Source organism: Aeromonas sp. 601027 (genome assembly GCF_049174455.1).
Lineage (GTDB): Bacteria > Pseudomonadota > Gammaproteobacteria > Enterobacterales > Aeromonadaceae > Aeromonas > Aeromonas veronii_A.
The window spans coordinates 24,972-47,156 of the sequence record NZ_JAAKTN010000016.1; the positions used below are offsets into that span (position 1 = coordinate 24,972).

23 protein-coding genes and 4 tRNA genes are annotated in these 22,185 nt (G+C 59.1%); 15 read left to right on the top strand and 12 right to left on the bottom strand.

The features are described 5' to 3' along the window. Positions 1 to 70: 70 nt before the first annotated feature. From G5193_RS18270 to fabV, 3 genes are all read right to left on the bottom strand, one after another. Positions 71 to 1,255 (bottom strand): NAD(P)/FAD-dependent oxidoreductase, encoded by a 1,185-nt coding sequence (locus G5193_RS18270; RefSeq protein WP_421206753.1) that lies wholly within the window; start codon positions 1,253 to 1,255, stop codon positions 71 to 73. 150 nt (positions 1,256 to 1,405) lie between these two features. After that, positions 1,406 to 1,930 (bottom strand): non-heme ferritin, encoded by a 525-nt coding sequence (gene ftnA, locus G5193_RS18275; protein ID WP_005339225.1) that lies wholly within the window; start codon positions 1,928 to 1,930, stop codon positions 1,406 to 1,408. A gap of 92 nt (positions 1,931 to 2,022) precedes the next feature. Beyond that, a complete protein-coding gene (fabV, locus tag G5193_RS18280) occupies positions 2,023 to 3,210 on the bottom strand; it encodes an enoyl-ACP reductase FabV (RefSeq protein ID WP_227341711.1) in 1,188 nt (395 codons plus the stop codon). Between the two features lie 401 nt (positions 3,211 to 3,611). Between fabV and G5193_RS18285 the strand changes: the two genes are divergently transcribed. Continuing rightward, the gene (locus tag G5193_RS18285; protein ID WP_005339229.1) at positions 3,612 to 4,049 is read left to right on the top strand and encodes a universal stress protein; all 438 of its coding nucleotides are present in this window, start codon (positions 3,612 to 3,614) and stop codon (positions 4,047 to 4,049) included. 192 nt (positions 4,050 to 4,241) lie between these two features. Then, on the top strand, positions 4,242 to 5,255 hold the full coding sequence (gene trpS, locus G5193_RS18290; protein ID WP_005357108.1) for a tryptophan--tRNA ligase: 1,014 nt from the start codon (positions 4,242 to 4,244) through the stop codon (positions 5,253 to 5,255). Here the strand turns inward: trpS and G5193_RS18295 are convergent. Beyond that, the gene (locus G5193_RS18295) at positions 5,234 to 6,193 is read right to left on the bottom strand and encodes a LysR family transcriptional regulator (protein WP_227341710.1); all 960 of its coding nucleotides are present in this window, start codon (positions 6,191 to 6,193) and stop codon (positions 5,234 to 5,236) included. The genes trpS and G5193_RS18295 overlap by 22 nt on opposite strands. Before the next feature lie 91 nt (positions 6,194 to 6,284). On the opposite strand from G5193_RS18295, the gene G5193_RS18300 reads away from it, so the two are divergent. Together G5193_RS18300 and G5193_RS18305 are read left to right on the top strand one after the other, a co-directional pair. Next, complete coding sequence (locus G5193_RS18300; RefSeq protein ID WP_219265247.1) at positions 6,285 to 7,184, top strand: DMT family transporter; 900 nt, start codon at positions 6,285 to 6,287, stop codon at positions 7,182 to 7,184. Continuing rightward, positions 7,169 to 7,330 carry a hypothetical protein gene (locus G5193_RS18305; protein ID WP_158111039.1) on the top strand — a complete coding sequence of 54 codons (162 nt, stop codon included), beginning with the start codon at positions 7,169 to 7,171 and terminating at the stop codon, positions 7,328 to 7,330. Before G5193_RS18300 ends, G5193_RS18305 begins: the two co-directional genes overlap by 16 nt. Positions 7,331 to 7,834: 504 nt before the next feature. Here the strand turns inward: G5193_RS18305 and G5193_RS18310 are convergent. Next, positions 7,835 to 8,293 carry a DUF6314 family protein gene (locus G5193_RS18310; RefSeq protein WP_421206846.1) on the bottom strand — a complete coding sequence of 153 codons (459 nt, stop codon included), beginning with the start codon at positions 8,291 to 8,293 and terminating at the stop codon, positions 7,835 to 7,837. A gap of 42 nt (positions 8,294 to 8,335) precedes the next feature. Between G5193_RS18310 and G5193_RS18315 the strand changes: the two genes are divergently transcribed. Beyond that, on the top strand, positions 8,336 to 9,190 hold the full coding sequence (locus G5193_RS18315; RefSeq protein ID WP_204384776.1) for a carboxylate/amino acid/amine transporter: 855 nt from the start codon (positions 8,336 to 8,338) through the stop codon (positions 9,188 to 9,190). Between the two features lie 6 nt (positions 9,191 to 9,196). Here the strand turns inward: G5193_RS18315 and G5193_RS18320 are convergent, their stop codons facing one another. Then, positions 9,197 to 10,060 (bottom strand): sensor domain-containing diguanylate cyclase, encoded by an 864-nt coding sequence (locus G5193_RS18320; RefSeq protein ID WP_421206756.1) that lies wholly within the window; start codon positions 10,058 to 10,060, stop codon positions 9,197 to 9,199. Positions 10,061 to 10,130: 70 nt separating this feature from the next. Further along, positions 10,131 to 10,844: a 3-deoxy-D-manno-octulosonic acid kinase gene (locus G5193_RS18325; protein ID WP_005339249.1), complete on the bottom strand. Its 714-nt coding sequence runs from the start codon at positions 10,842 to 10,844 to the stop codon at positions 10,131 to 10,133. Between the two features lie 222 nt (positions 10,845 to 11,066). Between G5193_RS18325 and G5193_RS18330 the strand changes: the two genes are divergently transcribed. The 8 genes from G5193_RS18330 to G5193_RS18365 all read left to right on the top strand — a co-directional run bounded on the left by G5193_RS18330 (position 11,067) and on the right by G5193_RS18365 (position 19,033). Beyond that, positions 11,067 to 12,119: a glycosyltransferase family 9 protein gene (locus G5193_RS18330; RefSeq protein ID WP_421206758.1), complete on the top strand. Its 1,053-nt coding sequence runs from the start codon at positions 11,067 to 11,069 to the stop codon at positions 12,117 to 12,119. A 303-nt stretch (positions 12,120 to 12,422) separates the two neighbouring features. Beyond that, positions 12,423 to 13,049 carry a guanylate kinase gene (gene gmk / locus G5193_RS18335; protein WP_005339253.1) on the top strand — a complete coding sequence of 209 codons (627 nt, stop codon included), beginning with the start codon at positions 12,423 to 12,425 and terminating at the stop codon, positions 13,047 to 13,049. A 79-nt stretch (positions 13,050 to 13,128) separates the two neighbouring features. Beyond that, on the top strand, positions 13,129 to 13,404 hold the full coding sequence (rpoZ, locus tag G5193_RS18340) for a DNA-directed RNA polymerase subunit omega (protein ID WP_005307060.1): 276 nt from the start codon (positions 13,129 to 13,131) through the stop codon (positions 13,402 to 13,404). Positions 13,405 to 13,535: 131 nt separating this feature from the next. Continuing rightward, a complete protein-coding gene (gene spoT / locus G5193_RS18345; RefSeq protein ID WP_005339255.1) occupies positions 13,536 to 15,653 on the top strand; it encodes a bifunctional GTP diphosphokinase/guanosine-3',5'-bis pyrophosphate 3'-pyrophosphohydrolase in 2,118 nt (705 codons plus the stop codon). A gap of 44 nt (positions 15,654 to 15,697) precedes the next feature. Further along, the gene (gene trmH / locus G5193_RS18350; RefSeq protein ID WP_421206760.1) at positions 15,698 to 16,429 is read left to right on the top strand and encodes a tRNA (guanosine(18)-2'-O)-methyltransferase TrmH; all 732 of its coding nucleotides are present in this window, start codon (positions 15,698 to 15,700) and stop codon (positions 16,427 to 16,429) included. Then, positions 16,429 to 17,088 (top strand): CatB-related O-acetyltransferase, encoded by a 660-nt coding sequence (locus G5193_RS18355; protein WP_421206762.1) that lies wholly within the window; start codon positions 16,429 to 16,431, stop codon positions 17,086 to 17,088. The genes trmH and G5193_RS18355 overlap by 1 nt, the downstream gene beginning before the upstream one ends. Further along, on the top strand, positions 17,088 to 18,128 hold the full coding sequence (locus tag G5193_RS18360; protein ID WP_421206764.1) for an alpha/beta fold hydrolase: 1,041 nt from the start codon (positions 17,088 to 17,090) through the stop codon (positions 18,126 to 18,128). Before G5193_RS18355 ends, G5193_RS18360 begins: the two co-directional genes overlap by 1 nt. Positions 18,129 to 18,217: 89 nt before the next feature. Beyond that, entirely contained in the window at positions 18,218 to 19,033 is an 816-nt protein-coding gene (locus G5193_RS18365; protein WP_005339262.1) for a Cof-type HAD-IIB family hydrolase, read from the top strand. Between the two features lie 34 nt (positions 19,034 to 19,067). On the opposite strand, the gene G5193_RS18370 is transcribed toward G5193_RS18365, so the two are convergent. From G5193_RS18370 to G5193_RS18390, 5 genes are all read right to left on the bottom strand, one after another. After that, a complete protein-coding gene (locus G5193_RS18370) occupies positions 19,068 to 19,583 on the bottom strand; it encodes a ricin-type beta-trefoil lectin domain protein (RefSeq protein ID WP_421206766.1) in 516 nt (171 codons plus the stop codon). 179 nt (positions 19,584 to 19,762) lie between these two features. Then, positions 19,763 to 19,839 (bottom strand) — tRNA-Pro (locus G5193_RS18375). A gap of 76 nt (positions 19,840 to 19,915) precedes the next feature. Continuing rightward, a tRNA-Leu gene (locus tag G5193_RS18380) sits at positions 19,916 to 20,001 on the bottom strand. Positions 20,002 to 20,021: 20 nt separating this feature from the next. Next, positions 20,022 to 20,097 (bottom strand) — tRNA-His (locus G5193_RS18385). Positions 20,098 to 20,148: 51 nt separating this feature from the next. Further along, positions 20,149 to 20,225 (bottom strand) — tRNA-Arg (locus G5193_RS18390). Positions 20,226 to 20,457: 232 nt separating this feature from the next. On the opposite strand from G5193_RS18390, the gene G5193_RS18395 reads away from it, so the two are divergent. Both G5193_RS18395 and G5193_RS18400 read left to right on the top strand, forming a co-directional pair. Beyond that, entirely contained in the window at positions 20,458 to 21,054 is a 597-nt protein-coding gene (locus G5193_RS18395; RefSeq protein WP_005339267.1) for a TetR/AcrR family transcriptional regulator, read from the top strand. Beyond that, a complete protein-coding gene (locus tag G5193_RS18400) occupies positions 21,051 to 22,184 on the top strand; it encodes an efflux RND transporter periplasmic adaptor subunit (protein WP_216952544.1) in 1,134 nt (377 codons plus the stop codon). Before G5193_RS18395 ends, G5193_RS18400 begins: the two co-directional genes overlap by 4 nt. Position 22,185 lies beyond the last annotated feature (1 nt).

Sequence of the window (22,185 nt, forward strand, 5' to 3'; positions counted from 1 at the left end):
TCGCCACACAAAAAGGAAAGTTCTTACATGAATAGGTATGGCAAGATCTCTGCACAGATTTTTCTTCCTATCAACAGAACTGACCAGCCACCCAGCCGGAGGACCAGGCCCACTGGAAGTTGTAACCACCGAGCCAGCCGGTCACGTCCACCACTTCGCCGATGAAGTAGAGGCCCGGTACCTTGCGCGCCTCCATGGTCTTGGAGGAGAGCTCGTTGGTATCGACGCCACCCAGGGTCACTTCTGCGGTGCGATACCCCTCGGTGCCGTTGGGCAGGATCTGCCAGTCACCCAGCAAATTGGCCACCGCTTCCAGCTCCCGCTCGTTGTACTGGCGCATCGGCTTGCTGACCAGCTGGCCCAGCTCCACCAGCTTGTCGACGAAGCGCTTGGGCAGCTCGCGCCCCAGCACGGTTTTCAGCTCCTGCGCCGGGTGAGCCTGCGCCCACTCGCGCAGGGCAGCCGGAATATCCAGCTCCGGCAGCAGGTTGATGTGGATCTTCTCACCCGCATGCCAGTAGGAGGAGATCTGCAGGATGACGGGGCCGGAGAGGCCGCGATGGGTGAACAGCATCGCCTCCTTGAAGCGAGTGCCATCCTCGGCGGTCACCGCCACCGGCAGGCTGATGCCCGCCAGATCGGCGAACGCCTCTTTCTCCGCCTGATGGAGGGTGAAGGGCACCAGACCGGCGCGGGTCGGCAGCACCTTGAGACCGAACTGCTCCGCCAGCTTGAAGCCATAAGGGGTCGCGCCCAGCTTGGGCATGGAGAGACCGCCGGTCGCCACCACCAGCGAGTGGCAGCCGATCTCACCCTTGCTGGTGGTCAACACAAAGCCTTCGTCCTGCTTGCTGACGGTGAGGATTTCGGTCTGGAACTGCAGGGTCACCCCGGCCCAGTCGCACTCGGTGAGCAACACATCGACGATATCCTTGGCGCTCTCGAGACAAAACAGCTGCCCCAGGGTGCGTTCGTGATAGCTGACCCCGTGGCGATCCACCAGATCGATAAAGTCCTGCTGGGTGTAGCGGGCCAGCGCCGACTTGCTGAAGTGGGGATTCTCCGACAGGTAGGCGTGAGCGCCCGCCTGATGGTTGGTGAAGTTGCAGCGGCCACCGCCACTGATGAGGATTTTGCGGCCCGGCTTCTTGGCGTTGTCGAGCACCAGCACGGAGCGGCCACGGTAGCCCGCCTGCGCCGCACACATCAATCCGGCCGCACCGGCCCCGATCACCACCACATCGACCTGCTTCATCATCACTCACTTATCAAAATAGAAACGGCACCTGGCCAGAACCGAGATTGCCTCTGGCGGAACAGAACCATAGTGGCTGCCCACCAGAATAAACAACGGCCCTTAAAAGGGCCGTTATTGTACTGGCTGAACACTAAGTGTCCACGACTATCAGGCGTTGCTGTCCATGATGCTGGCAGGGGCGCCCTTGGCCAGTTCGGCCAGCTCCTTGTCGATGAAGTAGAGGCCTTTGCCATCTTCACCCACCAGACCCAGACGGTCGACGATGCTCTTGAACAACTTCTCCTCTTCATGCTGCTCGGCCACATACCACTGCAGGAAGTTGAAAGTGGAGTAGTCCTGAGTGGTGAAGGCTACGTGGGCCAGACCATTGATGCACTTGGTGATGTGGTACTCGTGCTCCAGGGTGGTACGGAACACGTCGCCCAGCGACTTGAACTCGTGGGGAGGGGCATCGATGGCACCCAGCTTGGGCATGGCGCCGGTCTCGCTCACGTAGGTGAACAGACGCTCCATGTGCTGGCGCTCCTCGACCGCGTGCTGACGCAGGAAGGTCGCCGCCCCTTCAAAGCCCTTGTCTTCGCACCAGGCGCTCATCTGCAGATAGAGATTGGAGGAGTAGAACTCCAGGTTAATCTGCTCGTTCAACTTCTCAATCATGGCTTGGGCCAGCATCTTGTTTCTCCTCAGTGATTTGGTATCGATTGTCGCCACACTCCCGCCGCGAATCAACCCGCCAACGAGAGGGAGATCCCGTTTCTTTCAGCTCAGGGGGTCAGCTCCCCAAGGGAGGCGACATCCACGGGCGCAGCATAATCTACGCCCGGCAGCTCGAAGCCGTTGAGCTGCATGAAATCCTGCCGCAGCCCGGCAAAGTCCCCCAGCGCGTGGAAATTGTCCGGCGTCACCTTGGGCCAGAGCGCCGAGACGGCGGCCTGAATGGCCGAGTCCAGCTCGTGGTCATCCATTCGGATCAGCCGGTTGCCATCGGCCACCACCCCATTGGGCCCGTACATCTTGGCGGCAAACAGTCGCTGCATCTGCTCGATGCAGCCTTCGTGCACACCGCGCTCCTTCATCACCCCCATCAGCAGGCCCAGATAGACCGGCAACACCGGAATATAGGCGCTCGCCTTGGTTACCAACGCCTTGCAGACTGACACCCAGGCATGGCCACCAATCTCGGCCAGCTGCAGGTTGATGGTCTCGGCGGTGGCGTGCAGATGCTCCTTGGCATAACCGATGGTGCCATCCCGATAGAGGGGATAGGTGGATTCGGGGCCGATATAGGAGTAAGCGACGGTTTGGGCACCGGGGGCCAGACAATCGGCCTGCTGCAACGCCTGCATCCAGAGCTGCCAATCCTCGCCCCCCATCACGGTGACGGTATCGCGGATCTCCTCCGGCGTGGCAGGCGCCAGCGACTGCTGCACCAGAGTATCGCGCTCCAGATCCAGCCCCCAGCCGCTGAATGGCTGGCCGGTGGTCTTGAGCACGGAGCGCACCTGCGTGCCGTCGGGCAGCACCCGGATGCCGCTCGCCATCGAATAGATCACCAGATCCACCTGCCCCAGCTGCTGACGGATGGTGTCGATGGCCTGCTGACGCATGCCGTCGGAGAAGGCATCACCGATCAGGTTGATGGCGATACGCCCCTCCTGCTCCGCCTCCTTGCGAAACCAGATGTTGTTGTACCAGCCGGCGCTGCCCAATCCTTTGTCGGAAGGGCCGCGCTCGAAGGAGATACCAATGGTGTCGGCACCGGCACCAAAGGCGAGTGCAATGCGCGACGCCAGCCCGAAACCGGAGGAGGCACCCAGCACCAGCACCCGCTTGGGGCCGTTGAACGGGCCAGCGGCCTTGATCCGTTCGATCTGCTGCTGCACGGCGGCGCGACAGCCGATGGGGTGACAGTTGCGGGCAACACAACCTTGAATCTGGGGATGAATGATCATGGGAAGGCCTCCAAAGAAACTGGCTACAGCATAACCAAATCGAAGGAGATTAACTTGATGCCGGATCGCTATCAGTCAGAAAAGCCGCGGGAATTGAGGCAGAAAAACAAAAGGGAGCACGTGGCTCCCCAAAGCGGTATTCAGATGCTTTTTGTTGTTTTGTGTTCATTGCGAAGCACGGGCCCATCCTATGCCTCTCCCCCCTGATCGGCAAGCCGAGGGGTGTGACCGGCGTCAAACTCTTGTTTAATTTATAGGCAAATAGTGGTTAATAACTGAGTGGCTGACCCTGTGTCACACGTCATTAAACTCATTTAAATCCCAAAACTGTGCCTGAGGCACCATTTTAGTTTCAGCAGAGATTGGTATAGTGGACTGAAGGATCGGTAAGGAGAACCCCCATGAGTGGAACAACCTATTACAAGCATATTCTGGCCGCGATCGACCTCTCTGAAGATAACCGCAAGGTGATCGACAAGGCGGTGGACAGAGCCCGCTCCAACGGCGCCAAGCTGTCGGTTATCCATGTCGATGTGGACCTCAAGGATCTCTACACCGAGATGATCGATATCGACATCGACAACGTGCAGGATCAGGTGATCGCCGAAGCGAAAGAGAAGCTGGAGGCATTTCTGGCCTCGGTGGACTATCCCATCGAGAAGAAGCTGGTGATCTGCGGCGATCTGAGCGAGCGGGTCAATCAGGCGGTCAAGGAGTACGAGATCGACCTGCTGGTGTGCGGCCATCGCCAGAGCTTCTGGAGCCTGCTCACCTCGAGCGCCCGTCAGCTGATGAATACGGTGCCCTGCGATCTGCTGGTCGTCCCCTTGCAGAAGTAATGAAACCGGCGTAGTTTGATTTGCTATGAACATGACCGCATTCAATCACAACTACTGGTGGTGCTGCTCCTAAACAGGCGGCACCGCGTTTCCATTCAAGATTTCCCAAAGAAAACACCGTGACCGCCGAGAGGCGGTCAACTGTTTTTATCCCTTTGTCGCCTCCCGGCTCACCCAACTGGAGAGAGTGACATGCACAACCCCGTAATCCTTACTGGCGATCGTCCCACCGGCAAACTGCACATCGGCCACTATGTCGGCTCCCTGCGCCAGCGCGTCGAAGCCCAGCACCACTACCGTCAATTCGTGATGATCGCCGACCTGCAGGCGCTGACCGACAACGGCCACAACCCGGCCAAGGTGACAGACAACGTGCTGGAGGTGATGGCTGACTATCTGGCGGTCGGCCTCGACCCGGCCAAGACCACCTTCTGTTTGCAGAGCGCCCTGCCCGCCCTCGCCGAACTCACCTGCTACTACCTCAATCTGGTCAGCGTCGCGCGGCTGGAGCGCAACCCCACCGTCAAGGCGGAGATCCAGCAGAAAGGGTTCGAGCGCACGCTGCCGGCCGGTTTTCTGGTCTATCCGGTGAGTCAGGCCGCCGACATCACCGCCTTTCGCGCCAGCCATGTGCCGGTCGGGGAAGATCAGCTGCCGATGCTGGAGCAGACCAACGAGATCGTCCGCCGCTTCAACTCTCTGGTAGGCAAAGAGGTGCTGACCGAATGCCAACCGATCCTGAGTGACACCGGCCGCCTGCCCGGCATCGACGGCAAGGCCAAGATGTCCAAATCCCTCGGCAACACCATAGAGCTCGGCATGTCGGCGGAAGAGGTCAAACAGGCGGTGTTCGCCATGTATACCGACCCCAACCACCTCAAGGTGAGCGATCCGGGTCAGGTGGAGGGAAATACGGTGTTCGCCTATCTCGATGCCTTCCATCCCGACAAGGCGCTGGTCGCCGAGATGAAGGCCCACTACCGGTGCGGCGGACTAGGGGACATGCGCTGCAAGCAGGTGCTCAATGACTGCCTGCAAACCCTGCTCGCCCCGATGCGGGAGCGCCGGGCCGCGGCTATCGCCGACAAGAAGATGCTGCTGGAACTGCTCTATCAGGGCACCGAGCAGGCCCGCATCATCACCGATGAGGTATTGGCGGAGGTGAAAAGCGCCATGGGGCTCGACTACTTCGCCAGCATCCGCTGAGCGGGGGTCCCGAGCGCATCGTCGCCGTAGAGGTCGAACACCAACTGGTGCAGCAGGCTCTTGAACCAGCCGATCGCCTCGTCGTGAGCGGTGAGCGGGTGCCCCGCCATCAGGTAGACGATGGGGATTGCGGGGTCGAGCTGGTGCATCCGCAGCGGGTAGTAGCGGCAGAAGTGGCGCCCGATCATCTCGGGCACCACCACCAGATAGCGGCCGGTCGCCATCAGTGGCGGCACCGCCATAAAGCTCGGCAACCGCACGCCCAGCTCCCGCTCCACCCCGAAACGGGCCAGCCAGAGCTCCACCATCGCCTGACTGTGACCCCAGCTGGAGGTGTGGATGTGGGGGCGGCTCACCAGCTCGACCGGAGTCAGCACATCGGGCAATTCGCTGCCGAGCGGCGACAGGCAGACCAGCGGGTTGTTGAACCACTCCTCCCGCCACAAGCGGGGTGAGAGATGATTCGCCCCGGCGAAACCGATCACCAGATCCAGCTCACCCTTTTCCAACTCCCGCTCGTAGTCGCTGTCCGCCAGCTCGCACACCTCAAGCCGACAGTGAGGGGCCTGCCGATGGAGCCTCTCCACCAGCACCGGCACCAACCCATGCTCCACCGAGCCCGGGGTGGCGATACGGAAAATCCGCCGCGCAGTGGTGGGATCAAACCCTTTGGCCTGCCGCAATCCCTGCTCCAGCATCGCCAGCGCCTGGCGCACCGGCCCAGCCAGCGCCTTGGCTCGCTCGGTCGGCATCATCTCGCGCCGACTCATCACGAACAGCGGGTCATCCAGCGCCCCCCGCAGCCGCCCCAAGGCGTGACTGACGGTGGACTGGGAGAGATGCAGCCGTTCGGCGGCACGGGTGACATTGCGCTCCTGCATCAGCATGTCGAATACGGCGAGCAGGTTGAGGTCGAGACGGGCGAGCGAGCTATCCATCGATATTAGCCATAGTTAAATGCCAACAATTCATTTTTACCATAGTAACAGATTGCCTAGAATGCGCTGGCTTAATACATCGGAGATTCAAATGCGTAGCTATCTGTTATTGCTGGCCATTGGCCTGCTGTGGGGTTCCCAATTCATTTTCATGCACCAGGCCGTTGCCGAGTTGCCCCCCATTCTGGTGGCTGCCGGTCGTGCCCTGTGCGGCAGCCTGACCCTGGGTCTGCTCTGCCTGTTCATGCGGCTCAAGAGTGAGCACACCCCGTGGCGCACCTATATGCTGATCGCCCTGCTGGATGCCACCATCCCCTTCATCATGGTCGCCTGGGGCCAACAGTATGTGGATAGCGCCATCGCCGCCGTGGTCATGGGTTGTATCCCGTTTGTGACCATTCTGGCTGCACCGCTGTTTATTTCTGGTGAAAGAATCACCAAAGCCGGTCTGCTTTCCGTGATCATCGGCTTTGCCGGTGTGCTCACCCTGTTCTGGCCGAAACTCTCCCAGGGCATGAACGCCGGTCTGCTCGGTGCCATGGCCATCCTGCTGGGTGCCAGCTGCTTCGCCATCGGCCTGCTGATGATCAAGCGCTTCGCCAAGGACCATCCGGTCGTGGTCGCCCGCAATATCCTGATCTCCTCGGCAATCCAGTTGCTGCTGGTCGCCCCCTTCATGGTTGACCTCAGCAGCCTGGCCCTGCCGAGCACCCAGGCCCTGAGCGCGATTACCGTGCTGGGTACCCTCTGTACCGGTCTGGTCTACTTCCTCTACATGGCGCTGATCCAGAAGGCCGGCCCGACGTTCGCCTCCTTCAGCAACTATCTGGTGCCGCTGTTCGGCGTGATGCTGGGTGCCCTGTTCCTCGGCGAGCAGATCCACCCCACCACAGGTGTTGCTCTGGCCCTGATCCTCGGCTCGGTCGCCATGAACCAGTGGGCGCAACAGCGTCGTATGCAGCGCGAGGTCTCCCTATGTCAGGCATCCTGACCACACTGTGCGGTGGTCTGGTACTGATTGCCGGCTGGCAGTATCGCCAGCGGCTGGCCGGGATCCTGGGCCTGCTGATGGTACTGCTGCCCTGGCTCTTCGATAGCAAGCTGCAAGCCATGCTGAGCTATGCCCTGAATGCCTGAAGTCCATCTCTGAATGTGTGACGAGAGTCTATCTCTCCTGTTTTTGGGACTGTTTTAAAAAACCTCCGATTTGTCCCCCGCTACCGGCGCTCTGCGCCGGTTTTTTTATGTTCGAGATCAGGAGAAGACCGTTACCTGTTATCAACTGTTTTGATGGGGGGCTGATCTAACAGTGGTTTCTCACCAACAGTGAATCCTTAAAGAACTGGGTATTAGGAATAAAACCGACTCATTAAGGTAATTTACATGCGTACTGATCTTGTCATATCCGATACCCTTCATGCCTTGGCGACCAATAGTCCGTTAGAAAACCTATGCGTTGCCGTAGCAGCGTTTGCCCTGATAAGGCTGATAAACGCTTTTGCAGAGCTACTGACAACATAAAGTGTGAGCAACACCTTCACGGGAAACTTAGCCGAGCTCGCCAGACTGATACACATTCCACCAGTCAGCCTGATATATCAGACTGACTGGCCAAAAAAGCCAACGACAACCATCTGAAACTCAAACCGAATAGCGATAGCTGAGTCGCTCGTTCTTGCGCGGCCCGGTGATCTGCCAGCTCAGCAGAAAACCGCCGTCTATCTCGGTCAGCTCGGCGCTGTAGTGATCCGCCCCGCACAGATGGGGCTCGGCGGTCAGCCAGCAGCCATCCCCCTGCGGCAGCAGCTCGAACAGTTCGACCGGCTCCTCATAACGCAGATGGGAGAGACGGATCCCCCGCGCACTGCGCTGCCACCAGAAGCGGTTGTGCATGGCGAGCTCCCTACCATGAGGCGTGATGTAACGGCCATGCTCGTTAAACAGCCAGCCCCCCTGATGATCGGCCACCTGCACACGCCCCTCGCCCCGACCATTCCAGTCGGTCGCCGACCCCTCGCCATTGCTGGCGGTAAAGAAAAATGCTCCGACCTGTGGCAATCGCGCCCATAAACGCTGGATTGCCGCTTCCATCTCGGCCATCATAGCCCCCTTAAAATTGACAACTGACGATAAATCAAACACATGAACTACTTGATAGGGGTCACCCTGCTCTGGTCATTCTCCTTCAGCCTGATCGGGGTCTACCTCGCCGGTCAGGTGGATGCCTACTTCTCGGTGCTGACCCGCATCGCCCTCGCCAGTCTGGTGTTTCTCCCCTTCCTGCGCCGCCGCTGGCTGCGCCCCGATCTGGCGGCCAAGCTGATGGCGCTGGGCGCCATCCAGCTCGGCATCATGTATCTCTTCTACTACCACTCCTTCCTGCTGCTGACGGTGCCGGAAGTACTGGTCTTTACCATCTTCACCCCCATCTACGTCACCCTGCTCCACGATCTGCTGGAGGGGCGCTTCAAGCCCACCTATCTGTGGGGCGCCCTGCTGGCGGTGCTCGGGGCTGCCGTCATCCGCTTCGACGGCCTGACCGAAAGTTATGTGCTGGGATTTCTGGTGGTGCAGGGGGCCAACCTCTGTTTCGCCCTAGGTCAAGTGGGCTACAAGGTACTGCTGGCAAGGGAGGCGGAGCAACCGCCGCAACTGGCGGTGTTCGGCTGCTTCTATCTGGGAGCGCTGGTGATCGCATTGCCCGCCTGGTGGCTGCTGGGCAAGCCGCAATACCCAACGTCAGGGTTGCAGTGGGGCATTCTGCTCTGGTTGGGGGTGGGTGCCTCCGGCCTCGGCTACTTCCTCTGGAACAAGGGGGCGACGCTGGTCACCAGCGGGGTGCTGGCCATCATGAACAATGCGCTAATTCCGGCCGGCTTGCTGGTCAATCTGCTGCTCTGGGGCAAGGATACCGACCTGACCCGACTGACCATCGGCGGCCTGCTGATGCTGGCCTCGCTCTGGGTCTGCCAGCGTGACAAGCGCGGCCTACCCTGACCGCACTCAGCCGACGACGGTGTTGTGCTCCCGTCTGGCCTGACTGTGACAGCTGGCCAGCCGGGCCAGCAGATGATCGAGCAGCTCGCCAGCCTGACTCTGTACCAGTCCGATACTGACGGTGACCGGCCGCTGTGACAGCAGGCTGGCATCGGCAATCTCGAGGCGCAGCCGCTCGGCGATCTCCAGCGCACTCATCCGCTCGGTCTGGGAGAGCATCAGGATAAAACCGTCCTCATCCCAGCGGGCGAAGGGATCTTCCCGCCGCAGTTCGTGACGCACGATACGCGCCAGCTTGGCCAGCATGGCGTCGCAAGCCGCTTCACCAAACAACTGCTGGATTTTGGCCATGTGATCGACCGAGAACTGCAACAGACTGAAAGTGCCGCTCTCGGTCGCCAGCCGCTCTTCAAGCAGTTGCTCGAAACGGCCACGGCTCTCCAGTCCGGTCAGCGGATCGGTGCCATGTCGCTCCTCCACCAGCACGGCAGCGGGATCGAGGTGACGGACGACCCCCAGCAGATAACCCCGCTCATCGCGACGCATCCGCTCTTCCAGCCGGATGTAGTGACCGTGATGATGCAGAATGCGGTATTCGAGGCGCAGACCGCTGCTGCGGCCGCTCTGGCAGGCGAGCAGGGCATCTTCCAGCCGGGTAACATCGTCGGGATGCACCCGATCCAGCCAGCCAAGATCATCCGGCCAGCACTCTCCCAATCCCAACAGGCGCAGGCAGGAGGGATCACGCTGCAGTCCATGTTGGGCTGACCAGCTCCAGATCCCCGCCTCCAGCAGCGCCATGGCATCAGACAGCAGACCCGGATCAAGCCGGGCAGTCACATCGACCAAAGGTGTCTTGAGCATTTCCATGGGGCGCCTCGAAACAGGCTCTGAATACCTGCTCAATAAGTAACATTGGCGTTCACGCCGAGCAACAGGGTCAGAGCGCTTTTCCCTGATACCCGTTCATCAAGGTCTGCCAGTTCTCCGGTACGAAGTGGAAACTGGTATGCAGTTGAGACTCTTTATTGAATGAACGAAGCAAGCGTTCCAGATTGGCCTTCTGCCATTCACCGGGGGAACGGATCGCACCCTTGTCAAAATCGATCACCCACACCTTGCCCTCTTTATCGAGCAGCAGGTTGTGACTGTTGAGATCGGCGTGATAGACCCCGGCATCGTGCAGCTGGCGCACCGTCTGGCCTATCTTGTGCCACACCTCGGTCGCCACCGGCCCCTGCTTGAGCAGCGCCACCATATCCTTGGCACCGCGAATTCGCTCAATCAGGATATCGGCACGATAGAAGGGGCCCTGTTTGACCATGCGGGCACCAAACGGACGCGGCACCGGCAGCCCCAGCTCGCACAGCTTGGCCAGCAGGGTGTATTCGGCCATGGCGCGGCTCGACTCAACCCCTTCGAACCAAAAGCGATCCCGCACCACCTTGCCCACCATGCCGCCACGATAGTAGTGGCGCAGCACCAGATGGCGGGACTCATCCTTAACGAACCAGGTCACTCCCCGTCCGATGGAGGTTCCCACCACCTGACGGTTGTTCTGCCACCAGGCAGGATCGAATAACTGGGGAGAAGGGTCGCGAAAGGCCCCTTCGGCATACCAGCAGATCTGGTTGTGTTCGGTCTGTACTCGCATCGTGGAGATCCCGCTCGGTGGGTCATGGATCGCAATTTTTCAATTGGCGATGAGGCTGCCGCTCTGGCATGCCCGCAATAGTGGCCTTTAATCAACAACGTGCAGAGACAGGTCATGGCGCTGGGCCCGGCCTATCCCGGCTGACGATTGTGCGCAATTTTACAATCCAGAGGGGAGTTTGCATAATGCCATCCACCCTTTTTGCCAGCCGTGCGCCACAACATGCCGCTATTTCAAACGCCCCCCTCCTCCATCTGCATCCTGCGGCTCTCCGCCATCGGGGATTGCTGCCACGCACTGGCGCTGGTGCGCGTCATCCAGCGGGAGTGGCCACAAACCCGCATCACCTGGATCACCGGCAAAATCGAGGCAACCCTGTTTGCTGATCTGCCCGGCGTCGAAGTAATCCCCTTCGACAAGAGCAAGGGGTGGCGCGGCTATCGCGATCTCTGGCATACCCTCAAGGGGCGCAAATTCGATGCCCTGCTCCACCTGCAGGCTGCGATGCGGGCCAGCATTGCCACCCTCGGCATCAGCGCCAAGGTCAAACTCGGGTTTGATCGGGAGCGGGCCAACGACGGCCAGTGGCTGTTCACCAACCACAAAGTGCCTTCGCCTGCCTCCCCCCATGTGCTGGACGGTTTCCTCGCCTTCGCCAAAGAGCTTGGCATCAAGGATCTGACCCCGGACTGGCAACTGCCCATCAGCGCCGATCATCAGGCGTGGGCAAGGGAGAAGATTGGCGGCAAACCGACTCTGCTTATCTGCGCAGCCGCCAGCAAGGCATTCAAAAACTGGACGGCCGCAGGCTATGCCGCGCTGGCAGATCACGCCGCCAACAAGGGCTTTCAGGTCTATCTCTGTGGCGGGCCTGCCAAACTGGAGCGGGATCTGGCTGCCGAGATCCAGCGCTTAAGCCAGAGCAAACCGGTCGATCTGGTGGGGCAGACCAACCTCAAGCAACTGCTGGCGCTGATTGGTGAGGCGAGTCTGGTGCTGGCCCCCGATACCGGCCCCACCCATATGGCCACCATAGTGGGCACGCCGGTGATCGGTCTCTATGCCCACCACAATCCGGCCCGCACCGGCCCCTATCTGTGCCGCGACTACGTGCTCAGCGTCTATCAGGAGCTGGTCGAACAGGAGACCGGCAAGCCGCTGGCCGAATTGAGCTGGCGCACCCGTCTCAAAGACCCGGAGGCCATGCGAAAAATCACCAGCGAGCAGGTGATCACCGCCTTCGACCGCCTCTGTGCAGATCGTCAACTGCCGTAATGACAGGGCACCTCGGGAATTCCGAGCCATCAGGCAGGGATAACCTGATAGCCTCTGCCCTCAGCCAAAGGCACAATGCAGGCTGATGTGGGTTACGCTCCCGCAGCAAGCTACGAATACTTTGATCGGCTGGAATATGATTCCGGCCGTTTTTTTATTCGCCGCATTCTGGTAAAATTCGCCGCCTTTACATCACCCTGACTCAAGAATTTTCCGCGTTTTGCGTTTGGCTGTCTCCCTTTCGGGCACAAGACGGCGGTCTCTGCTACAACCAAAACAGCGGTTTCGATTAAAGGTAATAATATGGCGCAACAAGGCACACTCTATATCATCTCTTCTCCGAGCGGCGCGGGTAAATCCAGTCTGCTCAATGCCTTGCTGACCAACCACAATCAAGCTGGCAAGATGCAGCTATCGGTTTCCCACACCACTCGCGCCACCCGCCCGGGCGAAGAGCACGGCGTACACTACCACTTCGTTCAGGTGGAAGAGTTCAAGGCGCTGATCGAGCGTGGTGATTTTCTGGAGTGGGCCGAAGTATTCGGCAACTACTACGGCACCTCACGCGCCGCCATCGAAGCCTGCCTGGCCAAGGGGATCGACGTATTCCTCGACATCGACTGGCAAGGTGCCCGCCAGATCCGCGAGCAGATGCCGACCAAATCCATTTTCATCCTGCCCCCCAGCCGCGAAGAGCTGGAGCGCCGCCTGATTGGGCGCGGTCAGGACAGCGCCGAAGTGATTGCCGGCCGGATGGCGAAAGCCATTGCCGAAATGGTGCACTACGACGAGTATGACTATGTCATTATCAACGAAGACTTCGAGCAGGCGCTGTTCCAGCTCAGGTCCATTATTGAGTGCCAACGGCTGGAGATGCGTCACCAGCAACAGGCTCAAAAAAACTTGCTGCAACAGCTACTGGCAGAGTAAGCCAAAAACAAGTAAACTTTTGCGTCATTTTTAAACACTGCTTTTCTAAATACAGAAAGCCCAAACACTGGAGTCCTGCATGGCACGCGTTACTGTAGAAGATGCTGTAAAACAGGTAGGTAACCGTTTTGACCTGGTGCTGGTCGCCGCGCGCCGCGCTCGTCAAATCGCGGTACAAGGCAAAGATCCCCTGGTCGACGAAGAGAACGACAAGCCGACTGTGATCGCCCTGCGTGAGATCGAGCTGGGTCTGGTGAACAATCAAGTGATGGACACCCAGGACCGCTACGAACAGCAAGAGCAGGAAGCCGCCGAGCTGGCTGCCGTTGCTGCCATCGCCGAAGGCCGCGGTTAAGTTATTCCTCCGGTTGGCACCCGCCCGGGTGCCGACTGTTCATCCCCATTTACAACCGCTCGAAAACCTCGCAAACTCAGGGCTATACCCTCAATTCCACGAATTGCCGTTTCACCGCTGCGGGGACTGTCTTGTATTTATTTGAAAACCTTAAAGAAATAGCCAGTTCCTACCTGCCGCCAGAGCAGGTTGAGAAGCTCAAGCAAGCCTATGTGGTGGCCCGTGATGCCCACCAGGGCCAGATGCGTTCCAGTGGCGAACCCTATATCACCCACCCTGTTGCCGTTGCCCGAATCTTGGGTGACATGCGCCTCGATCATGAAACCCTGATGGCCGCCGTACTGCACGACGTCATCGAAGACACCTCGGTCACCAAGGCCGATCTGGCCGAACAGTTTGGCAATGCGGTTGCAGAACTGGTGGCCGGGGTCTCCAAGCTCGACAAGCTGAAATTTCGCGATCGCAAAGAGGCGCAGGCCGAGAACTTCCGCAAGATGGTGATGGCAATGACCCAGGATATCCGGGTCATTCTGATCAAGCTGGCCGACCGCACCCACAACATGCGCACCCTGGGCTCCCTGCGCCCTGACAAACGCCGCCGCATCGCCCGGGAAACCCTCGAAATCTTCGCCCCCATCGCCAACCGCCTCGGTATTCACACCATGAAGAACGAGCTGGAAGAGCTGGGTTTCGAGGCGCTCTATCCCATGCGATCCCGCGTGTTGCGCGAATCGGTGCGCCGCGCCCGTGGCAATCGCCGCGAGATCATCGACTCCATCCAGAGCGAAATCAGCGGTCGTCTGAAAGAGGCGGGGATCGAGCATCAGGTCAGTGGCCGCGAGAAGAATCTCTTCTCCATCTACAACAAGATGGAGAAAAAAGAGCTGCAATTTCATGAGGTAATGGATATCTACGCCTTTCGGGTAAAGGTGAAGGACATAGATACCTGTTACCGGGTGCTGGGGCAGATGCACAGCCTCTACAAACCGCGCCCCGGCCGCTTCAAGGATTACATCGCCATCCCCAAGACCAACGGCTACCAGTCGCTGCACACCTCTCTGGTGGGGCCGCACGGGGTACCGGTCGAGGTGCAAATTCGCACCGAGTTCATGGATCAGATGGCCGACAAAGGGGTTGCCGCCCACTGGGCCTACAAGCAGGATGGCGACAGCTCGGGCACCACTGCCCAGATCCGCGCCCAGCGCTGGATGCAGAGCCTGCTGGAATTGCAGCAGAGCGCCGGCAGCTCGTTTGAATTTATCGAAGGGGTCAAAACCGACCTCTTCCCCGACGAGATCTACGTGTTCACGCCGGAAGGACGAATCATGGAGCTGCCCGCTGGCGCCACGCCGGTGGACTTTGCCTATACGGTGCACACCGACATCGGCCACGCCTGCGTCGGTTCGCGGGTCGACCGCCACCCCTACCCGCTCAGCAGCCCGCTGCACTCGGGCCAGACGGTGGAGATCATCACGGCGCCGGGGGCTCGCCCCAATGCAGCCTGGCTCAACTTCGTGGTGACCACCAAGGCTCGCTCCAAGATCCGCCAGTTCCTCAAGAACCTGCGCACCGAAGAGTCGGTGGTGCTGGGTCGCCGCCTGCTCAACCATGCACTAGGCGCCAAGAATATCGAAGATATTCCCGAGCCACGCATCAAGCAGGTGCTGGCCGATACCAAGCACGAAAATCTACAGGGGCTGCTGGCCGATGTGGGCCTCGGCAACGCCATGAGCGTCATGGTGGCGCGCCGCATGCTGGGGGATGAACTGCCGCCGGAAGAGCAGCCCAAAACCAGCAGCAAGAAGATGCCGATCAAGGGTGCCGACGGCATGCTGGTCACCTTCGCCAACTGCTGCCGTCCGATCCCGGGGGATGCCATTATCGCCCACATCAGCCCGGGCAAGGGTCTGGTGATCCACCAGGAAGCCTGCCGCAACATCAAGGGCTACAGCAAGGAGCCGGACAAGTACCTGCCGGTGCAGTGGGAAGTGGACAAGGAGCAGGAACAGGAGTTCCGCACCGGTATCAGCATCGAAATCGTCAACCATCAGGGTGCGCTGGCCGAGCTGGCCAACGTGATTGCCGCCACCGGCGCCAACATTCACGCCATCAGCACCGAAGAGAAGGATGGCCGGGTCTATCAGGTCAGCCTGCTCATCACCACCAAGAGCCGCATCCACCTGGCCAACATCATGCGCAAGATCCGCGTGATGCCCAACGTGCTCAAGGTGAGCCGACAGAAGAACTGAACACAGGCGGCGCAAGCCGCCTGCTGCTTTTATTGAGACAAGCCATGACCCCCGAACGCTTCAAGCGCATCACCGACATGCTGGCCCAGCGTCAGCTCGATTTGACCGTCTGTATGGAAGAGGTACACAAACCTCACAATCTGGCCGCCATCGTGCGTACCGCCGATGCCATCGGCATCCACCGGGTACACGCCGTCTGGCCCAAAACCTGGATCCACAAGCGCAAGGGCACCGCCCGCGGCAGCCAGAACTGGGTGGATGTAAAACTGCACCCGGATATCGGCACAGCCGTTGCCGAGCTGAAAGCCTCCGGCATGCAGATCCTGGCGACCCATCTCTCTGAAAGCTCGGTCGATTTTCGCGCCATCGACTACACCAAACCGACTGCCATTCTGGTGGGTCAGGAAAAGCACGGCATCGGTGAAGAGGCGCTGGCCCTGGCCGATCACCATATCGTCATCCCCATGGTGGGCATGGTGCAGTCCCTCAACGTCTCGGTGGCTGCCGCCGCCATCCTCTACGAGGCGCAGCGCCAGCGCGAGCTGGCCGGTTGCTATCAACGCGGCTGCCCGCTCACGCTGGAGGAGCAAAACAGCATCCTGTTCGAGGGGGGTTATCCTATCTATGCCCAGCTCTGCAAAGAGAAAGAGATGCCCTACCCCCAGCTCGGCCCGGCCGGTGAAATTCTGGCGGACGAAGAGTGGTGGCAACGGATGCAGCTGACCCGCAAAGGGTGGGCGCAGCAGAGCGAGCAGGACGATCCGCAGGAGGAGTGATGGAGAACCCTTTTGGCAGCTGGCTGGAATCGCAAATCATCCGGGATCACCTGACCAACCCGAACATAGAGGCCGGCGACTACAGCTACTACTCCGGCTACTATCACGGCAAGCCGTTCGAGGATCACTGCGTCCGTTACCTGCTCGGCGATGGCTCGACCCGCGACACCTGGGAGAGCGGCCTCTGGGGCGAGGTGGATCAGCTGATCATCGGCAAGTTCTGCTCCATCGGCTCGGGCGCCACCTTCATGCTGGCGGGCAATCAGGGCCACCGGCTGGATTGGGTTTCCACCTTCCCGTTCAATCCCGACACCTTTGGCGAAGGGGCCCGTAGCGGCTTTCTGCGCAAGGGAGACACCCGGATTGGCAACGATGTCTGGATCGGCTCGGAAGCGATGATCATGCCCGGCATCACCATAGGTGATGGTGCGGTCATCGCCACCCGCGCCGTGGTGACCAAGGATGTGGCCCCTTACACCATAGTCGGCGGCAACCCGGCCCAGCCGATCCGCCGCCGTTTCAGCGATGAGCAGATCCTCATGCTGCAAGAGATGCAGTGGTGGGACTGGCCCCTGCCTCGCTTGCAAGCCTGCATGGCGCTGCTCTGCTCGGGGGATATCGCGGCCCTTTATCACCATTGGCAACAGGAGTGTGCCTGATGAAACCACTCTCTCTTTCCCTGTTGGCCCTGACCCTGTTTTCTGCCGGAGCCCTTGCCGTGACCAATACCTATCAGCTCACCAGCGAAGCCGATGTACCCAGCCTTTACCAGCAAACCCTGCCCGACTTCTGGCGCCAGCATGCGGTTGAAGGAGAGTTTAAGGGCAAGAATGGCGTCACCATCCGCTATGTCGCGCTACGGCAAGCCAAGGTTGATCGCGCCATCCTGATCGTCAATGGCAGGGTCGAGAGCTACCTCAAGTATCAGGAGCTGGCGTGGGATCTCTGGCGTCAGGGCTACAGCCTCTATCTCATCGACCATCGCGGTCAGGGGATGTCCGACCGGATGCTGGATGATCCACAGAAGGGATATGTCGACCAGTTCGACGATTATGTCGTCGATCTGAAGCAGTTTCACGACCAGATAATCATGGCGGACCAGCCTGCCAAGCTGTTCCTGCTGGCCCACTCCATGGGCGGAGCCATCTCGGCCCGCTATCTGGAACGCTGGCCCGATGATATCAAGGCGGCCGTGCTCTCCTCCCCCATGCTGGGCATCAATCTCGGCGGTCTGCCCAAGTGGCTGGCCAAGGGATTGGCGAGCACCATAGGCACGGTCGGCGGCTGGATTGGTGAGCCTCCCTACGGCCCCGGTCAGGGCGCCTATCAGGATCACGGCTTTGCCGACAACGAACTGACTCACAGCCAGCCCCGCTATCAAGCCTTCCGCCAAATCTACGAGCAGCACCCGCAGATCAAGCTGGGTGGCGCGACCGCCCACTGGATTTATCAGGGGATCACCGGTGCAGATGCCGCAATCGCCGATGCGGGCGCCATCAAAACCCCGCTGCTGGTGCTGCAGGCTGGCAACGACAGCGTGGTGGACAATGCCGCGCAGGATCGCTTCTGCACCATTGCCAGGTGCGAAGGGGGCAAACCGCTGCGCATCGAGGGGGCCTGGCACGAGCTGTTTATCGAATCCGATGACAAGCGCCAGCCCGCCCTGACTGCGATGGTCGACTTTTTCGCCCGCTTCTGAGCTGGCTATTTTTTGTAACCCTAAATAAATGGGGTGACAGTGCGGGCTAAGGTAAACTGCCCCTGTTTTCAATCGATGCCGAGGTAATGATGTTCAAGGTAGTTGTATCCGATCTCGATGGCACTCTGCTCAACAAGCAGCACCAGATCTCTCCCCGTACCCGGGATACCCTGCACCGCCTGGTAGAACAAGGTGTGAAATTCGTGGTCGCCACCGGCCGTCATCACGTTGACGTTCGCAGCTTCCGCGATGCGCTGGGGATGGACATCTACCTTATTACTTCCAATGGCGCCGTGGTCCATGACAAACAGGATCAGCTGATTTTCAACCAGCCGCTGCCGACCGAGATCGCCGCAGAACTGATTGCGCTGGAGCGCGACCCCTCTATCCACCTAAATGTCTATCAGGGTGATGACTGGGTGGTGGAAGAGGAGCTGCCCTGGCTGCTGCAGTTCCACGACGAGTCAGGGTTCACCTACCGTCTGGTCGATGACCTGAAGCAGGAACCGAAAGAGCAGATCAACAAGGTGTTCTACATCGGCGACCACGAGAAGCTGCTGAAAATCGAGGCACACCTCAACCAGCGCTATGGCGATCAGCTCAACGTCACCTTCTCCCTGCCGGACTGTCTCGAAGTGATGCACGCCGGGGTGCATAAGGGCAATGCTGTGCGTGCCGTGCTGGAGCAGAACGGGTTCGATATGTCCGAGGCGATCGCCTTCGGGGATGGCATGAACGACTTCGAGATGTTGACCATGGTGGGACGCGGTATCGTGATGGGCAACGCCCATGACCGCCTGAAAATGGCGCTGCCGGAGTATGAGCAGACCCTCACCTCCGACGAAGATGGCGTCGCCGTCTATCTGGAGAAGCTGTTCGAGCTGGAGAGCGTCAGCGCCGCCTGATCCTCTTCATCCCGACATTCGATTCAACAAAGCCTCACCATGTGAGGCTTTGTTTTTTCAGGGTTTCCAGCCAGGGATTGGGCCGCTGCCAGCTGAAGCTCTGGTTTGCGCCACCGTAACATTCGGCCAGCCGCAGCGGCGTGCCGGGGGTATGGCGTCGCCCGGCCACATCGAGGCAGCGGGAGACCTTGCTATTGAACAGCTTGTCTTTCTGCCACTCCCACTGCGCCTGACCGTCACAGGGGGCCAGCATCACTTCGCTGTCGTTTTTAGCTTGCAAACAGAGATCCTGCAGGCGCAACTCACCCAGATCCCACTCGAACAGTTGATCGTCTTTTCCGCTGCAAGGTTGTGCCAACACCTTCTGTTGGGACACTGCAACGCAAAAATCACCGCTGGTTAGCAAGGGGGAGAGAGAGCGATCCTCCTGCGGTTGTGATGCAATGGAGCCAATCATCACATCGGTGGATGGCGGCTTGATGGTACACCCCCCCAGCAGCAAGGCAGCCAGCAGGGCAGGAGAGCAAGCAAAGGAAATTTTGTTATTCATGGAAAAATGCCTGAAATGGGCCGATGACATCCGGTTGTCAGTGACTCGAGGCTGAAGCATAACCGAAAGGCGGGGCGCGCTGCCCAAATAGAGTGTAAACAGACGTAACAGGGAGAGAGTACTGGCACGGCGGAGGCCGGAAAGCAAAAAACCCCGCCGAAGCGAGGTTTTTCTAAACGTGGTCGGTGATAAAGGATTCGAACCTTTGACCCTCTGGTCCCAAACCAGATGCGCTACCGGACTGCGCTAATCACCGAGGCTATTTCTTTCAAAATAGTTTACTTCAAAAAAACAAAGACGACCTGATGGCCATCCTCGTCATACAGCAAGTATGGTGCGAAGAGAGGGACTCGAACCCTCACACCCGGGGGGCACTAACACCTGAAGCTAGCGCGTCTACCAATTCCGCCACCTTCGCGTACCTGACAAGCTGTAAAATGGGGTGGCTGATGGGGCTCGAACCCACGACAACCGGAATCACAATCCGGGACTCTACCAACTGAGCTACAGCCACCACAGCTGTTTTCGTTCCACAACAACGCCCGTTTAACCGACGCACTTTTGATGGTGCGCCCGACAGGATTCGAACCTGTGACCTCTGCCTCCGGAGGGCAGCGCTCTATCCAGCTGAGCTACGGGCGCTACGCTGTCGAACGGGGCGCATTATTAATGATGGTTGCTGGTTTGTCTACACTTTTCTGTCACCGAAACACTGTTCGTTGCTTTTTCAAGCACATTGCGCACTTTTCTTCCACTATTCCCCTGCTGCCAGCCGAAAAGGGGCAGATCGCTGTCACAAATCACCTTGCTGCCTTGACTTGATTTGATGCCCATCTAGAATGAATGAACGTTCATTCAATCGAAAGTCACACTGATGATTCTGGATAAAAAAGAGAGCATCTTCAACGCGGCCCATGAGGTGCTGGGTGAACGGGGTTTTCATGGTCTGTCGATTGCAGAAGTCGCCAAGAAGGCCAATGTTGCCACCGGCACCATCTATCGCTACTTCGGCGACAAGGATGATCTGATCCGGCAACTGCACCAGCACACTATCTTGCAGTGTGTGCCCATGGTCATGGCCGATGTAGCAATCGATAAAGTTTCATTTCAACAATTTCGCCAATTATGGCTCAATATTCATGCCATTTTTGTTAACGAACCCAACGCTATCCGGTGCAAATTGCAGTACGAGAGCTCTCCGCTAGGGGCAGAATTGGAGACCAATCCTGTCATTCTGGCCGCCTGGGAGCCTCTGGACCGATTTTTTGAACAGGGCGTTGAACAAGGATTGTTTATTGATTTACCGATACGGGCACTCCAAGTGTTGAGTCTGGACAGTGTCATGCATCTGGCCCTGCAGTGCAGGGTGCACAACATCACGCTGACCGAATCGCAGTTGGAAACCGCGATCCGGGCCAGCTGGAATGCCATTTTATCCCCCAATCTTTCCACCTCAGGAGCCTGTTCATGAAAAAGTGGATGGCCATTATGTTGCTGATAGCGATCGCCTTGTTTGGCAGCGTCATCGGCTTCAATTTGTTCAAACAGAAGATGATTGCCCAATACATGGCCAACCGGCCGGAACCCGAGTTCCCCGTCACCGCCATGGTGACCAAGGCGCAGGATTGGGTACCGACCATCGAAGCGATCGGCTTCATCGAGCCGAATCAGGGGGTGACCCTCTCCACCGAACTGGCTGGCACCATTGATGCCATCACCTTTGAGTCGGGCAAACCGGTCAAGGCTGACCAACTGCTGCTGAGCCTGGACTCCACCGTGGAGAAGGCCAATCTGCGCGCCTCCCAGGCCAAGCTGCCAGCGGCAAAAGCCAAATTCGAACGCTTCCAGAACCTCTACAAGACCAGCTCCATCTCCAAAGAGCAGCTGGATGAAGCCGAAGCGGCCTATCGCTCGCTGGAAGCGGATATCGAGAGTCTGAAGGCGACCATTGCCCGTCGTGAAGTGCGCGCGCCCTTTAGCGGCGTGGTCGGCCTGCGCAATGTGTTCCTTGGCCAGTATCTGCAACCAGGCACAGATATCGTGCGCCTGGAAGATACCAGCGTGATGCGTCTGCGCTTCACCGTGCCCCAGACCGATATCTCCAAAATCAAGCTGGGCCAGACCATCAAGATCAATGTGGATGCCTATCCGCAAACCCAGTTTGACGGCCATATCACCGCCATCGAGCCTGCGGTCAACTTCCAGAGCGGCCTGATCCAGGTACAGGCAGACATTCCGAACAACGACGGTCAGCTCCGTTCCGGTATGTTCGCCCGCGCCAGCATCATTCTGCCGACGGTGAAAGATCAGATCGTGATCCCGCAGACCGCTATCTCCTTCACCCTTTACGGTCAGAACGTCTATGTGCTCAAAGAGGGCGAAGAGACCGACAAAGAGGGTAACAAGGTGAAAGTGCTGCGAGCCAAGCAGGTTGTGGTCAAGGCGGGTGAGCGCCGTGGCAACGATGTGCATGTGCTCTCTGGCATTCAGGCCGGTGACCAGATCGTACTGTCGGGTCAGGTTCGCCTGAGCAACGACACCAAGGTGCATGTGGTCGAGAACGATGCCCTGGCCGTTCCGGCACAAACCCCGATGCTGTAAG